The sequence below is a fragment of the Bacillus sp. NH11B genome, assembly GCF_001884205.1.
GTDB lineage: Bacteria > Bacillota > Bacilli > Bacillales > Bacillaceae_G > Bacillus_A > Bacillus_A proteolyticus.
In genome coordinates this window covers 140386-156282 of the sequence record NZ_MAOG01000101.1, presented here as the reverse complement: position 1 = coordinate 156282, position 15897 = coordinate 140386, and the positions used below count along the sequence as shown (strand labels likewise).

Annotated in this window: 17 protein-coding genes; 3 read left to right on the top strand and 14 right to left on the bottom strand. The window is 33.9% G+C overall.

Going from position 1 to position 15897, the window contains the following annotated elements:
- Nucleotides 1-112: 112 nt before the first annotated feature.
- The 5 genes from BAU27_RS15405 to asnB all read right to left on the bottom strand — a co-directional run bounded on the left by BAU27_RS15405 (nt 113) and on the right by asnB (nt 5151).
- Nucleotides 113-1075: an ABC transporter substrate-binding protein gene (locus BAU27_RS15405; RefSeq protein ID WP_071771360.1), complete on the bottom strand. Its 963-nt coding sequence runs from the start codon at nt 1073-1075 to the stop codon at nt 113-115.
- Between the two features lie 234 nt (nt 1076-1309).
- Nucleotides 1310-2311: an N-acetylmuramoyl-L-alanine amidase gene (locus BAU27_RS15400; protein WP_002031713.1), complete on the bottom strand. Its 1002-nt coding sequence runs from the start codon at nt 2309-2311 to the stop codon at nt 1310-1312.
- Between the two features lie 105 nt (nt 2312-2416).
- On the bottom strand, nt 2417-2752 hold the full coding sequence (locus BAU27_RS15395) for a hypothetical protein (RefSeq protein ID WP_083596020.1): 336 nt from the start codon (nt 2750-2752) through the stop codon (nt 2417-2419).
- Nucleotides 2753-2797: 45 nt separating this feature from the next.
- Nucleotides 2798-3157: a GNAT family N-acetyltransferase gene (locus tag BAU27_RS15390; protein WP_000627497.1), complete on the bottom strand. Its 360-nt coding sequence runs from the start codon at nt 3155-3157 to the stop codon at nt 2798-2800.
- A 92-nt stretch (nt 3158-3249) separates the two neighbouring features.
- Complete coding sequence (gene asnB / locus BAU27_RS15385) at nt 3250-5151, bottom strand: asparagine synthase (glutamine-hydrolyzing) (RefSeq protein WP_000333827.1); 1902 nt, start codon at nt 5149-5151, stop codon at nt 3250-3252.
- A gap of 217 nt (nt 5152-5368) precedes the next feature.
- Here asnB and BAU27_RS15380 point away from each other — a divergent pair, with 217 nt between their 5' ends.
- Nucleotides 5369-5833, top strand: a complete 465-nt coding sequence (locus BAU27_RS15380) for an Hsp20/alpha crystallin family protein (RefSeq protein WP_071745198.1) — start codon at nt 5369-5371, stop codon at nt 5831-5833.
- Nucleotides 5834-5867: 34 nt separating this feature from the next.
- On the opposite strand, the gene BAU27_RS15375 is transcribed toward BAU27_RS15380, so the two are convergent.
- Nucleotides 5868-6455, bottom strand: a complete 588-nt coding sequence (locus BAU27_RS15375; RefSeq protein WP_071745199.1) for an SCO family protein — start codon at nt 6453-6455, stop codon at nt 5868-5870.
- 335 nt (nt 6456-6790) lie between these two features.
- Here BAU27_RS15375 and BAU27_RS15370 point away from each other — a divergent pair, with 335 nt between their 5' ends.
- Complete coding sequence (locus BAU27_RS15370) at nt 6791-7765, top strand: MBL fold metallo-hydrolase (protein ID WP_071745200.1); 975 nt, start codon at nt 6791-6793, stop codon at nt 7763-7765.
- Between the two features lie 332 nt (nt 7766-8097).
- Here the strand turns inward: BAU27_RS15370 and BAU27_RS15365 are convergent, their stop codons facing one another.
- The 4 genes from BAU27_RS15365 to BAU27_RS15350 form a co-directional block, all read right to left on the bottom strand.
- Nucleotides 8098-8940: a DegV family protein gene (locus tag BAU27_RS15365; protein WP_071771385.1), complete on the bottom strand. Its 843-nt coding sequence runs from the start codon at nt 8938-8940 to the stop codon at nt 8098-8100.
- Nucleotides 8941-9093: 153 nt separating this feature from the next.
- Nucleotides 9094-9345, bottom strand: coding sequence for a DUF2535 family protein (locus BAU27_RS15360; RefSeq protein ID WP_000629009.1), 252 nt, complete (start codon nt 9343-9345; stop codon nt 9094-9096).
- A 330-nt stretch (nt 9346-9675) separates the two neighbouring features.
- Nucleotides 9676-10416, bottom strand: a complete 741-nt coding sequence (gene tatC / locus BAU27_RS15355) for a twin-arginine translocase subunit TatC (RefSeq protein ID WP_071771358.1) — start codon at nt 10414-10416, stop codon at nt 9676-9678.
- A gap of 42 nt (nt 10417-10458) precedes the next feature.
- Entirely contained in the window at nt 10459-10644 is a 186-nt protein-coding gene (locus BAU27_RS15350; protein ID WP_000492443.1) for a twin-arginine translocase TatA/TatE family subunit, read from the bottom strand.
- Nucleotides 10645-10857: 213 nt separating this feature from the next.
- Here BAU27_RS15350 and trhA point away from each other — a divergent pair, with 213 nt between their 5' ends.
- Nucleotides 10858-11514, top strand: coding sequence for a PAQR family membrane homeostasis protein TrhA (trhA, locus tag BAU27_RS15345; RefSeq protein ID WP_071745202.1), 657 nt, complete (start codon nt 10858-10860; stop codon nt 11512-11514).
- A gap of 41 nt (nt 11515-11555) precedes the next feature.
- Here trhA and BAU27_RS15340 read toward each other — a convergent pair whose 3' ends face one another.
- The 4 genes from BAU27_RS15340 to BAU27_RS15325 form a co-directional block, all read right to left on the bottom strand.
- Nucleotides 11556-12275, bottom strand: a complete 720-nt coding sequence (locus BAU27_RS15340) for a lysophospholipid acyltransferase family protein (protein ID WP_071771357.1) — start codon at nt 12273-12275, stop codon at nt 11556-11558.
- A 111-nt stretch (nt 12276-12386) separates the two neighbouring features.
- Nucleotides 12387-13022: an FMN-dependent NADH-azoreductase gene (locus BAU27_RS15335; RefSeq protein ID WP_071771356.1), complete on the bottom strand. Its 636-nt coding sequence runs from the start codon at nt 13020-13022 to the stop codon at nt 12387-12389.
- Between the two features lie 239 nt (nt 13023-13261).
- The gene (gene pbpC, locus BAU27_RS15330) at nt 13262-15247 is read right to left on the bottom strand and encodes a penicillin-binding protein 3 (RefSeq protein ID WP_071771355.1); all 1986 of its coding nucleotides are present in this window, start codon (nt 15245-15247) and stop codon (nt 13262-13264) included.
- 156 nt (nt 15248-15403) lie between these two features.
- Nucleotides 15404-15892 (bottom strand): dihydrofolate reductase, encoded by a 489-nt coding sequence (locus BAU27_RS15325; protein ID WP_071771354.1) that lies wholly within the window; start codon nt 15890-15892, stop codon nt 15404-15406.
- Between the last annotated feature and the right edge of the window lie 5 nt (nt 15893-15897).

Sequence of the window (15897 nt, the reverse complement as noted above, 5' to 3'; positions counted from 1 at the left end):
TACATGATTGGTTTTATTGTACAACTTATACCGTTCTGAAAGAAGGAATTTTCTGTATTTTCACAAATAAAAAGTACATCACTTCGTAAAAGTGATGTACTCTATCATTCATTTATTTAAGAAAATATTTTTCAATATCATCTAACATAAGGTTTGCAGCTTTAATGCCGCCTGCTGTATTCCAAATTACTTCATCTACTTGGAATACTTTATTATTTTTAGAAGCCTGTAATTGCTTAAAGAGTGGATCTTCTGTCCATTCTTTCGCTAACGTATTTCCTTCATTATTCTTATCCGCATCTTTATCAGATGTGAAGTAGAATATGTAGTCCCCATACATATTCGGAATTTGCTCTTTTGTAATTCCTTTTATCGCAAATTCATCTTTATCTTGTAGTGGTGGTCGCTTAAATCCAACATCATTTAAAACAGCACCTGAGAATGAATTTTTCTGATAAATCCGGACATCACCTGGTACGAAGCGAATAATAGAAACTGTAGAATTCAATTTATCTCCTAGCTTCTCTTTCATTCCTTCAATACGTTTTTTATAATCTTCAAGAGCCTTTTGCCCTTCTTTTTCTTTATTTACGGCTTTTGTATAGAGTGTAAAGTTTTCCTTCCAATCCCCGCGCAATGTTTCAGCGTATACAGTTGGCGCTATTTCGTTCAATTGCTCATATATTTTTTCATGACGCATTTTATTCCCGATAATTAAATCTGGCTGAAGCTTCATAACTGCCTCTAAATTAATATCACGCTCAGTTCCTACAACTTTCGTATCTTTTAACTCTTTTGCTAAATGAGGATACCATTCATCGCCAGCACGTGGTTTTGTAGTTCCAACTGGTGTTACTCCAACAGCTAAAAGTGCCTCCGCACCCTCATTTGTCAACACAACTACTTTTTTAGGTGTACCATTTACTGTTGTTTCACCCATTGCATGCTTTACAGTATACGAATCTTTTGCTTTAGCTGATGTATCATTTTCTTTTTTCTCTTCTTTGCTACACCCTGCGATTATTACCATAAGTATCATAATGCAGAACATAAATATTTTTTTACTATGTACCATATGTCCTCCCTAGATGAAATCGATTATCATTAACAATTAAAGGTTAATGTATATTACATACATTGTCAATGTATATCAGAAAACTTTTTTAATACATACAATTTAAATTTTATCCGCTATTCAAATGTTTATTTTTAAAATAAACTGTATAAGTATGAAAATAATAAACATTCTTAAAATGCGTATCTACGTTATACATAAATACGCATTCATATTACATTATAAATTCATTTTCTAATATTGATTATATTTAATATATGATGGATCATTGTACACCCATTGATTTCCACCAAGGTTCAACCAACCGTTTTGATTAATATACACTAAATAAGATTCTGGATTATTTAATTTACGAATAACTGAAGAAGATGTTGATGGACCACTTCTTAAATTCACATTCGTTCCTTGTATATATGCGACACCAATTGCACTTCCATCACTATTGCTCGTCTTTACAAAATTAATGTACGAAGGGTCATTATACACCCATTGTCCATTTCCTAAGTCCAACCATCCATTACTTTCCTGATATACGACATACGACTCTGGAGAGTTTAGTTGACGAATAACTGAAGAGGACGTTGATGGACCACTTCTTAAATTCACATTTTTCCCAAGTATATAGGCGATCCCCTTTGTTTGTGGTGTTGGCTGAGGGTTTGGAGGTTGTGGATTTGGAGGATTGGGATTTGGAGCAACTCCAAAAATAGCTGCTATCCCATTTGCATACGCTTGACTTAAGTCTTCAATAAATTGTGGATTTTTCAATAAATTAGCATCAAACGTTGTATCAATAAAAGCAGTCTCAGTTAAAATTGCATCCATTGCAGTCTCTCTTAGTACCGCATAATTTGCTTTTTTGGCTCCTCGGTCACGAAGACCATATTTAGTTAATACAGGATTGACTGCTGCATGCATTTTTTGTTGCTTTTCATATGCGGAACTACTATTAGATAGCGCATTGTAAATATAACTTTCAAATCCAGTGCCACCGCCGCTATTAATGTGAAATGAGATAAAATAATCTGCACCAAATGAATTAGCAATATTAGCACGTTCTGATAAAGAGATGAATACATCGCTGTCACGTGTCATTTTAATATTGATTGGATAATTTGCAGATAAAATATCTCGTACACGTCTAGCAATTTGAAGTGTTAACTCTTTTTCCACTAACCCATTACCAACAGCACCAGAATCATATCCACCATGCCCTGCGTCTATAACAAGTTTCATATATCTTTTTCGTTCCTTTCGTTAAGGTAATAAGCTTACATTTCTACTCGTCCTATTTTATGTTAGTTGTACAAGTTCCGTTACAAATACAAAGAAAAAACCCCCTTATGTAAGGCGGCTTCTATCACTTTTCTTTAACCAATTTAAAATGAATATGTACGATTGATAGTGGATGTAACGTATACAAAACAAAATAAATATAAGAGCTATTCCAACACCGCTGTATAACAATCCAAACTTTAAAAAGATGTTCAAAAGAGGTGAAAAATGAATTACGTTTTGTAATGCAAATAACATGCAAAACAAAATTACAAACACGGGTATATATTGTAATTCATATGGTCTTCTCTTCTTATACATTCTTTTTCGAATAAAAATCTGGCATAGTTCTGCTACAATAAAACAACCTCCAACTAATACAAGACCAGCAGTCATTGTCATACATTCACCTGCCCCATATTCATTTCATCAAGTGATCAATATTCACTATATTTTCTTTACATATATTCCATTTTCCTCAATAAAACCAGATCCCACTATGAAAGATTTAGCTTGTTCCGTAAACACCTCTTGCAATACTTTTATTTCATTCACATTTCTCTGTTTCATTATTTCTTCAAATGTAAAATACGTATTTGTCCCGTATCCATAACCTTGATAATCAAAATGAATAATTAACTGTGACAAAATAGCACTCTCTTCTTGGACACTATAATCTATTACACCAATATATGTATCATCAACTTTTACACAATACTGAACCTTTTTCATATCTAAGCTGTGTGAGTGAAACATTTCTTTTACAACGCTTTCATTTTCTGTATTTACTTTCTCAAACGTAATCATATGTTGTCCATCCTTTTACTATTATTATATCAATTATAATTACAATTTATGAAAAAAACCTTAAGGCCGAATACGACCTTAAGGTTTTTTTATTAAACTAAGCTATACGCACGCTTTGTTTCTTCGTGGAACTTATTCGTATCGTATTTATGCTCAACATAAATTTGATGCCATACCATAAACGCAAGTACAGTCCAAATTTTACGGCTATAATCGCCTTTATCTGCACAATGTGCTTCCAGTAAGTTTAATACATACTGTTTGTCGATTAAATGATCCGTTTTGCTTTCTTTAATAATATTTATAGCCCAATCGTGCATTTCATCTTTTAACCAGTGACGAATTGGTACTGGGAATCCAAGCTTTTTACGATCTAATACGTGATCTGGAACAATGCCACGTGCTGCTTCACGTAAAATAGCTTTCGTAGTTCCGTTAGCAATTTTAAATTCAGTCGGAATTTTAGATGCAACGTCAAATACTTCTTTATCTAAGAACGGTACACGAAGTTCTAATGAATTTGCCATCGTCATTTTATCAGCTTTTAATAAAATATCGCCGCGTAACCATGTGAACATGTCAATGTACTGCATTTTACTTACATCATCATAATCTTTAATTTCGTTATACAATGGTTTCGTGATATCCATATAGTTAACACTTTCATCGTAATACTTCATTAATTCAGCTTTCTCTTCCTCACGGAAGATTTTCGCATTTCCATAGTAACGCTCTTCAATTGGCGTACATCCACGCTCTAAGAAGCTTTTCCCTTTAAATCCTTCTTTAAGAGCACCACTTAATGCCTTTAGAACGCTCTTTCCTGGGCTAGGAATGTAAGAGAACATTTTTAAAGAGTTTGGCTCACGATAAATGTTATACCCACCAAATAGCTCGTCTGCACCTTCACCAGAAAGAACAACCGTTACATGTTTACGTGCTTCTTTCGCAACGAAATACAATGGTACAGCTGCTGGATCTGCTAAAGGATCATCCATATGCCAAATGATTTTGGGGAACTCATCCATAAACTCTTGCGCTGAAATGAATACGTTATGGTTTTTAACTCCTAATTTCTCAGCAGTTTCTTTCGCAACGTCAACTTCACTGAAACCGCGTTGCTCAAAACCAATAGAAAATGTTAAAAGATTTGGGTTCATTTCTCTTGCTATAGAAGCAATAATAGATGAATCGATACCACCAGAAAGGAATGAACCTACTGGTACATCACTACGCATATGCACTTTTACAGAATCGTATAATACATCACGAATTGCTTGGATATGTTCTTCTTTCGTTGCGCTTGAAGCGTTGAAATAAGGATTCCAGTAGCGATGGATTTCCATCTCTTTACCGATTTCTTTTACGAAGTAATGACCAGGCTCAATTTTATTAACATCAATTGTTAATGTTTCTGGCTCTGGACCATATTGGTACGTAAAGTAATGTTGTAATGACGTTGGGTTTACCCCTTTGTCTTCCATTACATGCATAATACTTTTCTTCTCAGATGCGAAGAATGTAGTATCACCTTGTTGTGCGATGTATAAAGGCTTAATGCCGAAGTGGTCACGTGCACCGAAAAGTGTCTTTTCTTCACGATCCCAAATCATAAATGCGAACATACCACGAAGGTAGTCTACACATTTTTCTTTCATATGTGCATACAATGCAATGATAACTTCTGTATCAGATTGCGTTGCAAACGTTGCGCCTTTTTCAAGTAACATTTCACGTAATTCTACATAATTGTAAATTTCACCATTAAAAATAATTACATATCGATCATTTTCATAAGTTAGCGGCTGATGTCCTGCCTCTAAGTCAATGATGCTTAAACGGCGGAAGCCAAATTGTACATGTTCATCACGAAAATATCCTTCGTCATCTGGACCGCGGTGGAAAATCATCGTGTTCATATTTTCAAATTGATGTTTTTCTGTTTCTGAAAACTCTCTAGGGTTTTCACATAAACATCCTACAAAACCACACATACTTCTTACCCTCTTTCAGTTTTCATTCTGTCTCTATACTACTATATCAACCCTATTTATACTAGCATAATCAACTGAATATGGCGACCAAAAACTATAAAAAAATCACTCCATTTCACATTTTTAACAATTTTTTATGAAAACATGAAAACTAGGCAATCACCTTTCTCCGCTTTTGTCATATGATATTGCATATTGATTTCTAGGAGGGAATACCATGAGTGAAGAAAAAAAAGATTCTTCTCGCCCACCGGTTCGCAATTATTTAAAGCAAATTGATGATTTCTTCGAGCAAACACCACTTCGCAATGTAATCGCTGATTTAAATCATTTTTTCCAAAAAGGAAACCGTTTATTAACATTCCCTGTAGATTTATATGAAGTTGGCGAAGAACTCGTTGTTACAGCTGAACTACCAGGTATACAAAAAGAACAAATTCGAATTGAAATACAAAGTGAATACTTAAAAGTCTCTGTAAAAGAAGAGATACTTGGCGAGGAAGAAGAACAAACATCTCATAACTATTATCGCCGAGAACGTTCCATTTCAGAAGCATCAAGATTGATTAAGTTACCATACTCAATTAATAAAAAAGCAGCGAAAGCATCTTATCAAAACGGCGTATTAGAAATTCGTGCACCAAAACTTCCACAGCAGCATGACATTTTATCCATAGACTAATGTAAAAAAAGAAGGGTACTATGCACCCTTCTTTTTAATCTGCTAATCGCTTCATATCACGTATAATATCTTCGTATGGCGTATTACTAATGCCACTATATTTTTTCATTACTTTTCCGTTTTGATCGATTAGATAAAAAGATGTACCGTGTATTACTTGCCCATCTTCTGGTTTATCTACAAGCGATTGGAAGTTATCTTTTGAAAACTTTGTAATTTCCTCCAGTGAATACCCTGTTAACAAGTTCCAGTTACTTGTATCTTCTGTAAACTTTTGAATGAAAGTTTTCAAATTTTCTGGTTTATCAAGTTCAGGATCTACACTAAACGAAACAAACTCAACATCCAATTTCTCTTCCTTAGCCATTTTCTGTAATTTAGCCATATTAGCAGTCATTGGCGGACAAACTGTTTGACAGTTTGTAAACATGAAATCAGCTACCCAAACTTTCCCTTTTAAATCTTTTGTACCAAATGGCTTTCCTTCTTGATTTGTAAATTGGAAAGTTTCTAAATCCCAGTTTAACGGTTTACGTAATTTTGAACCTGAACTGCTACAACCTGCAAGTACAAAGAGACAAAATACAACCATAAGACCAATTAACTTTTGATAACGCTTCATTATTAAACCTCTTTTCTCTTTCCTTAATTTATGTAAGTAATGTATATCATAACAAAAGTAAACACTATGAGAAAATTGTTTACGTCATTTGTTCACGAAATCGTACGATTTTACGTATGTTACTTCTTTATTTAAAGCTAATTACTAGACAAAATATATTTTACTACTATTATTTCTCTAAACATTATTTACGAAACAAAGTTCATTGTTAAATTTGTAAATACCTATCCCTGTTTTTTTACAATTACTTAAACATTAATCCATGTTAAACACTGTATTCCTTAACAACATTTCGGTACAATACAACTACAACGATTTTAAATGAGGTGATGTTCATGGCTAAGCGCTATGAAAATATGGATAATGTAAGTACAAAAAAATCAATTCGCTCCTTCCTACGCTGGCGTAAAGAGAGAAAGCAAAACAAAAAAGACTTTTCTTTTCTAGTAGAACAATCACCTGTTAAACAAAGTAAATTTTTGCAAAGTAATGTTGAAAAAACGACTGTCACATGGATTGGGCATTCCACTTTTCTTATCCAAACGAATGGACTTAATATATTAACGGATCCAGTATGGGCCAATAAATTAAAGCTAGTTCCAAGACTCACAGAACCTGGACTCTCTATAGAAGAATTACCTAAAATTGATATTGTCCTTATTTCACACGGTCATTACGATCATTTAGACTTTTCATCTCTGCGCCAACTAAATGATGATGCCTTATACCTTGTTCCTATTGGGCTTAAAAAATTATTCACTCGTAAAAATTTTACCAATGTAGAAGAATACAACTGGTGGGAAAGTACAACAATTGATGAAGTCTCTTTTCACTTCGTACCTGCCCAGCACTGGACGAGAAGATCATTATTTGATATGAACACCTCTCACTGGGGAGGATGGATCATTGATAATATAACTTCTTCAGAAACCATTTATTTTTGTGGTGATAGTGGTTATTTCCAAGGTTTTAAAGAAATCGGAAAACGTTTTTCAATTGATATTGCACTTATGCCAATTGGTGCCTATGAACCAGAATGGTTTATGAAAGTGTCTCACGTTTCACCTGAAGAAGCTGTGCAAGCCTATTTAGATATAAAAGCTACACATTTCATTCCAATGCACTACGGTACTTTTGCTTTAGCAGATGAAACACCAAGAGAAGCAATAACAAGACTACGAAATAACTGGAATTTACGAATGCTACCGTGGGAACAACTACATGTTCTCTTTTTAGGTCAAACTTTCACTTATAATAGCGCAACAAATGATAAACAAGTAAATGAAAAAATCGAAACGCTACATGTATAACGGAACTACTTATTTCTTGCATCCATCATATAATATAGAAAATCATAAAGTGAACTTTAATCAGTGGAGTTTTCTTCATCCCCACTGATTATTAGCCTTCACCAATCGGGCTTTTACGGGCAGCCCGACTCCCGCCTAACCTCTTTGCTCCAGCTGAATTTTGAGGTGGGAGTTTTACTGTCCGCAAATAGCGGGGTAAAGGGTGTTTTCTATGAAAGAATATTTGCAGACTCGTTATATCATTAGCGGTAGTGCCTGTATAACCCTTCTTATTTCTTACTTTCTCTTCACATAAAAAAGCTACTTGAAATATATTTCAAGTAGCTTTTTTATTACTCTGCTAAATACATAAATCCGATTGCGCCCGGACCTGTATGAGTACTAATAACTGGAGTTGTATAGAAAATTTCAGATTGTGCGAATCCACTCGCTTTTTCAATCGCTGCTTTCATACTTTCAGCTAAAGGCATTGCTTTTGCATGAGGAATCCCAACAGCTTTTATAGACTTCCCTGCTGTATCCTGTTCAAATAATTTAGTTAGTGTCTTTACAATCTGCCCTTGACTACGAACTTTTGTGACAGGATTGTATGCTCCACCATCAAGGTTTGCAATTGGTTTGATATTCAGTAAAGAGCCGATAAACGCTTTTCCTTTACCAATACGTCCACCTTTCACTAAATTCTCCAATGTATCTACAACTACATATAAGCGAGTATTTTTTCTCACTTCTTCAATTCGCGTTAAAATTTCTTCTAATGAGCGCTCTTCTTTTGCCAGCTTTGCTGCTTCAATTACTTGATATGCTAATGCATGGCTAATGAACTGAGAATCAACGACTGTTACTTTTGTATCGGTCATTGATGCAGCACTATTTGCTGTTGCAACAGTACCACTCATTCCACCTGTCATATGGATGGATAGTACTTCGCTCCCATCTTCCCCTAACTTTTCATACATTTCTACAAATGTACCCATAGCTGGTTGTGATGTTTTTGGTAATTCTTCTGATTTTGCCATCTCTTCAATAAATTCATCTGGTTGTAGATCAACGCGATCTAAATATGTTTGTCCATTTACAGAGATTGATAATGGTAGAACATGAATGTCATACTTCTCAATTACCTCTTGTGATAAATCTGCCGTTGAATCTGTTACAATTTTAATTTTTTGCATATTATATTCTTCCCTTTCCAATACGCTCTCCTTGTTATTATACTAGCATTCCAGATGCTTTCAACAATTTCGAATAAATTTCACCAAATTAATTATATTTCTATACCTAAAATGAAAAAGACAGAGCCGATCTAACTCTGTCCCTGCTGTATATTATGCATTCTTTTCAAGAGTATTTGTTTTATATACATTTGAATAATCATTCCACTTCAAACAACTTTGTAAATATTCACGGAAAGAGTACGAGAATCTTGGATTTTTATGTTTTTGAATTTTTGCAATAAACAATTGAAGACGAGACTGAATTAGAAACGCTAATGGATGCTGTGTTTGTAGGACAGGGATTTCAAATATTTTAATACAACTCCCTGTTGCATGAGTGAAATAAAAACTTTTCGTAATCACAATATCAATCCTCTTTTTCGTTGGATTTTTGAACTTCCTCCACTTTATTCTTTAACACGTTTTTCAAGTGTAGGTTTCCTATGAAAACTAAAATATTTTTAAGCGGCCCCCGTTTAGAAGTTAATACTTCATTTATATCCACCTAATTTGGCCCCTGTCCTATATATCCCTTGAGACGGGAGTCTTATTACCCATATATAGCTCGATAACTTCAGTATAAACTTATAAAAGTGAAAAGTTTGTCTAAATTTTGGAGATTCTATAATTTTTTTCTTCTATATATTGTATACGATTATAGCTAGAGTATAACAAATAAATTAAAAAGTGCCTTTATAAAGAGGCACTTTTCGACTGTTTTTCTTCTCTTTTTTGTTTTCGCTTACTAACAATCTTTGATAAAGCAATACTAATTTCATAAATACAAATAAGTGGTACCGCTACCAAACTATGTGATAAAAAATCAGGTGGTGATATACATGATGCAATAATAATCAATATTACATATGCATACCTTCTTATTTTCACAAGGAATTCTGCCGTTAAAAGTCCGATACTCGTTAAAAACATAACCACTACAGGTAATTCAAAAATAACTGCAAATGGCACTGTTAAATTAAGTACAAAATGAAAATATTTTTCTGTAGTAAACATCGTATTAAACATTTCATTACCAATTGTCGTTAAAAAATGAAATAGAAACGGCATTACAATAAAATATCCGAAACACAAACCTGCAATAAATAATATAGATAGTACCGGTATATACATTAATGTCATTTTTTGTTCATTAGGATGCAAACCAGGCTTTACAAATAACCAAATTTGTATCGCAGCAAAAGGAATCGTACAAACGATAGCAAATACTGTAGCAATCGAGAAAAAAATCCACAATACATCACTCGGTCCCAGAACTGTTAACTTCATCGGCAAATCTTTTACGAGCCAAAAATATATATCCTTCGTAAAAGTAAATCCAATAATTAAAAATAGTACAAATGATAAGACTGTATATATTACTCGTTTACGAAGCTCAACAATATGTTCTACTACGCTCATTTCTTGATCTTCCATCTCGTTCACCACACTTTATTTATCCATTACAAGGAAAATCCATTACATTTTTTCTTTCTTTTCCTTCTCTTGAAATGCATCATCTGTCAATTCTTTCGTTGATTTTTTAAACTCTTTTAACGTTTCCCCTAAAGCCTTCCCGATTTCCGGCAATTTTTTAGGTCCAAATAAAATGAGTACAGCTACTAAAATTAAAATTAACCCTGGAAAGCCAATATTTGAAAACATTTCTCCATCCCCTTTATTAGTAGATTCCTTGTCCTACTATTACATAATTTTATTTTGTCAAAAAAGTTTGAAAACGTCAACAATTCCGTTATCTTTTGTCAAAAAAATTCAAAAATATAATCAATTATACAAATTTCATTTTCTATTGCCCTTGTGTATGATATGGTAAGGGAAATGAGATATTATTTTATGATAGTAGAAAGGATTTGCATAATGACTGAAAAAATGACACGAATGACACATTTTGTGAAAGAAGAAATTGCAAATGCAATTACACATGGTATCGGTGCCATTTTAAGCATCCCTGCCTTAGTTATATTAATTATTCATGCTTCTAAGCACGGTACCGCATCTGCTGTTGTTGCATTTACTGTTTATGGTGTAAGCATGTTCTTACTGTACTTGTTTTCAACGTTGCTACATAGCATTCACCATCCAAAAGTAGAAAAATTATTTACTATTTTAGATCACTCAGCCATCTATTTACTAATCGCTGGCACATATACTCCTTTTCTACTCATTACACTTCGTGGACCTTTAGGTTGGACGTTACTCGCTATTATATGGACACTTGCAATTGGCGGTATTGTCTTCAAAATTTTCTTTGTACGCCGCTTTATAAAAGCATCAACTTTATGTTACATCATTATGGGCTGGCTCATAATCGTTGCTATTAAACCACTTTATGAAAATCTAACTGGACACGGTTTTTCACTACTGTTAATAGGTGGCATTTTATATTCTGTTGGGGCTATATTCTTTCTTTGGGAAAAGCTACCTTTCAATCATGCCATTTGGCATCTTTTCGTTTTAGGTGGTAGTACAATGATGTTCTTCTGCGTACTCTTTTACGTCTTACCTGCAGTGTAATAAAAAAAGTTTCAGCTTGATGTAAGCTGAAACTTTTTTTATTACTTATGTAATTGAGATGCAATAATATCCTGTGTATGCTTCGTTAATTCTTTAATATCCATATTCGCATACTCTTCAGGTGTAATCGGCTTAGAAATTGTTACTGTTGCATGAGCTGGTTTCATGCGATTTCCATTCGCTTCAAACATTTTATATGTACCATCTAACGTTACAGGTAAGATTGCTACACCAGATTTTACTGCTAGGTGAAAACTCCCCGCTTTAAACTCTCCAATTTCGCCACCCTTACTTCTCGTTCCTTCAGGGAAAATTACGATAGAATGTCCATTCTTTAATAGTTCAATTCCATCTTTAATCGCTTGAAGAGATTGACGACGATCATCACGAACCATAAATACACAATTCATAAGTTCCATCCAAGTTGGTACAACTGGAAATTTCTTAATCTCTGCCTTTGAAACGAATCCAATTGGTTTATTTAAGTAACCTAGTAAAACAGGGATATCCATATTACTTTGATGATTACTTACAACTAGTACTGGCTTGTCTTCCGGAACATTTTCAAGTCCTTTTACTTCTACTGTCCCCCCAGCAACACGTACCATTTTTTTACCAAACCAATTTGTCGTTTTATACACAGCATTATCTTTTTCTTGCGGTGACATCGTATTTACTTGTTTTTTAAGACGCCACATTCTCGGTGTAATCGCAATTACGATTAAAATTAAATAAAAGATTTTAAAAAACGTTTGAATCATACAGAACCCCCACCTATTATCATTCCGACCTTCATTATACTAGACTAACGAAGGAAAAAGAAGAAAAAATGTCCAAACAACAAGTGTTTGGACATTTTTAAGTATTCTATATTAGAAACGTTTTGCTAATTCACGAGCATTAGCAATTGCTGCTTCTTTAATTTCTGGTGCTTTTTCAGGGTTTGCATTCATACCTTCAACTGCAATATATTCAGTATCATTTACACCAATGAATCCTAATACTGTTTTTAAGTGATTGCGACCGAAGTCTACAGCTGCATATGCTCCTTCAGAATAAACGCCACCTGTCGCTTGAATATGAAGTGCTTTTTTGCCTTCTAATAAGCCAACTGGACCATTTTCAGTATATTTGAATGTTTTACCTGCGATTGCTACGTTATCCAAGTATGCTTTTACTACTGGTGGATAGCTAAAGTTCCACATTGGAGTTACGAATACATAACGATCTGCATGCATAAATGTTTCTAGGTTTGTGTTCATTGCTGCTACTTTTTGTTGTTGAACTTCAGTTAAAGTTTCAAAACCTTCACCTGCTGCAAATTTACCCCAAGCAGCAAATACATCTGCATCAATTGCTGGTACGACAGTATTAAATAAATCAACTGTTACAACTTCGTCTTGTGGATGCTCGTTTTTGTAAGCTTCGATGAAAGCTTCTCCTACTGCCATTCCGAAAGAACCTTCTGCTGAATTTGGATTTGCTGTGATAAATAGTACTTTTGTCATTGTATTATCTCCCTTTTTACATTTTATCTTTAATTTGAGATTTATGTTTTGTAAGTAAATAACTTACCTTATATAAGTATAATACAAAAAGTTATACTTGCTGTCAATAAAAAATAGCTACTTTTTTTTCGTAAGTTAATAAGTTATGTAGTTTCATTTTACTTTTGTATATAAACATTAAGATTTTAACCAAATAAAAAACTACCTCCCTATTTCATGGAGGTAGTTTCTATCAATTTCTATTTTTGAAAAATATGTTTCACTTTTTCAACTGGAATGTTACTTCCGCCTCTACCTTTTACATCTTCAATCATCATTGTAATGACCATATCAGGTGAATTTAAATCAAACGCAGCGAACCAGCCTAGTTCTTTTCCTTCGGCCTCTTTAGATACTTTTAATTCCGCTGTACCTGTTTTTCCAGCAAGAGTCATTCCATCAATTTTAGCAATTTTCCCTGTACCATCTGGATCATTAATTACTTTTGTTAAAGCAGTTTTTAATATATCTTGATTTCCTTTAGAAATCACATTTTCTTTCCAAGCTTTTGGTTGTTTATCTGTTTTAATGATATACGGCGTGGGAATCGTTCCATCATTTACAATTGGCGCATACGTTAAAGCTAAATGAAGAGGAGTCATTAACACTTGTCCTTGTCCATAACCTGTGTCTGCCATTTGAATATCATTTTTAATACCATCATTTGCGATTTTAGAAGCTGGGAATCCATATTCAATTGGTAATTTCTCATCGAATCCGAATTTTTTCGCTTCACTCATAAATTTGTCTTTTCCAATTTTTAACGCTTCTTGTGCGAAGTAAATATTATCCGAGTATTTCATTGCCTTATCAAGATCAATCGGATTTGCATCTTTCACACGCGTTACATAATAATTACCCCAAGAAGAATCTTTTGTCCATTTCAATCCTTCAATTTTCAACTCTTCTTTTGGATCAATCGTTTTTGTTTCAAGACCAATTGCAGCTGTAATTGGCTTAAATACAGAACCTGGTACCGATAATTGTGTAAAACGATTCGTCATTGGTTTTTTCGGATCATTATTCCAAGCTTCGCGTTGTGCTTTCGATGTTCCTCGTGCAATTAAATTAGGATCATAAGCTGGACTACTTACAAGAGCAATTGTTTCTCCACTTTTCGGATTAATCGCCGCACTTGAACCAGCTTCTCCCTTCATTTCATTATACGTTTTTTCTTGAACAACACTATCAATAGTTAAAGTTACATTTTCTCCATCAACAGCATCTGTTTTTGCCAAATTTTTAATTTCTTTTCCTTGTGCATCTTCTACAAAGACACGGCCACCCTTTTTACCGCGTAGCTTTTCTTCCAACACTTGCTCTAATCCAGCCTTACCAACTGGCTCATCAGCTTGATAGCCTTTCTTTTGTAGCGTTTTTAAATCTTCAGCATTTACCTTTCCGATATAACCAGTTAGATGAGCTGCAGCTTCCCCTAACGGATATGTACGAACATTTACAGGTTTTGTTACAACACCAGGTAAATCAAGATACGTATTTTGCGTTGTCCCTTCAGGTAAAATTCCAATTGGTACGAGATACCCTGGTTTTACCCATTTAGCAGCTAGTTTTTGATCAATTTCTTCTACAGACATATTTAGCAACTTCGCTATCGTTTCCTTCGTTTGCGGAGCAGCATCTCCTAATTTTTCTGGAATCATTCCAATTTCAGAAGCTTTACCATTTACCGCAAGATATTTACCGTTACGGTCATATATTTCTCCACGTTTTGGCTCTGTCGTTTGCATACGCACTTTACTATCTTTTGTCATGCCTGGGAATATAAAATCAGGAGTCCAATCTATTTTCCATGATTCTTTATCTCCATCTTTTTCTTTCACCATTTTCGCTTCATGGCCAAAAGTGATTTTACCACCAACTGTATCCATGCTTACCTTAAAAGGAACAGGGCCTTCATCTTTTTTATCTTCTTTTACTTCCCCTGTTTCTACCTTTAAGTCTTTCACTTCGATACCAGAATAAATCTTTTCATATTTCTCAGTAAACTCTTTCTTTGAAATATCTTTTTTTGCATTTTCTGATAATTGATCATACATATCTGCAAATTTTTGTTTATTCCATGCTTTCGCATATGTATCAAACGCTTCTTGTGGTTTTTCTTCTTTACCGCATCCGACTAACATGAATGTTAAGCAAAGAAATAGAATCCCCCATATCTTTCTCAATCGATTCTCCTCCTCTTTCTACATTAATACTTTTGAAAATTTTAGCATTTTTCACATGCTATCTTTCATTATAGCACTATCGAATATCATCTATAAACTTACATTTATAAATACAAATAAAAAAATTGATGCGAATACTCACATCAATTTTTATTATTATTGTTGTTTCTCGTATACATGGTAATAATACGTATACGGATTTTTTTCATCCGTTAAACCTTGTTCTACAAAAATCTCTTTCCAATTTGTCATATCCATTTCTGGGAAGAATGTGTCTCCTTCAAATGCGTGGTGGATTTTTGTTATATATAACTTGTCTACATAAGGTAAAAAGAGATCATAAATTTGCGCTCCGCCAAAAATAAAAATCTCTTCTTCATTTTTACATAGTTCAAACACTTCTTCTACAGTATGAGCTACTTCGCAGCCTTCTACATGATACCCTTCATTACGAGTTACAATAATATTACGTCTTCCAGGCAATGGTCTACCAATCGCTTCATAGTTTTTTCTTCCCATAATAAGCGGGTGGCCCATCGTCGTTTTCTTCACGTATTGTAATTCACTAGGTAAACGCCAAGGTAAGTTATTATCTTTCCCAATTACTCTATTCTCGTCCATTGCGACCATAAATGAAATAATCATTCTTT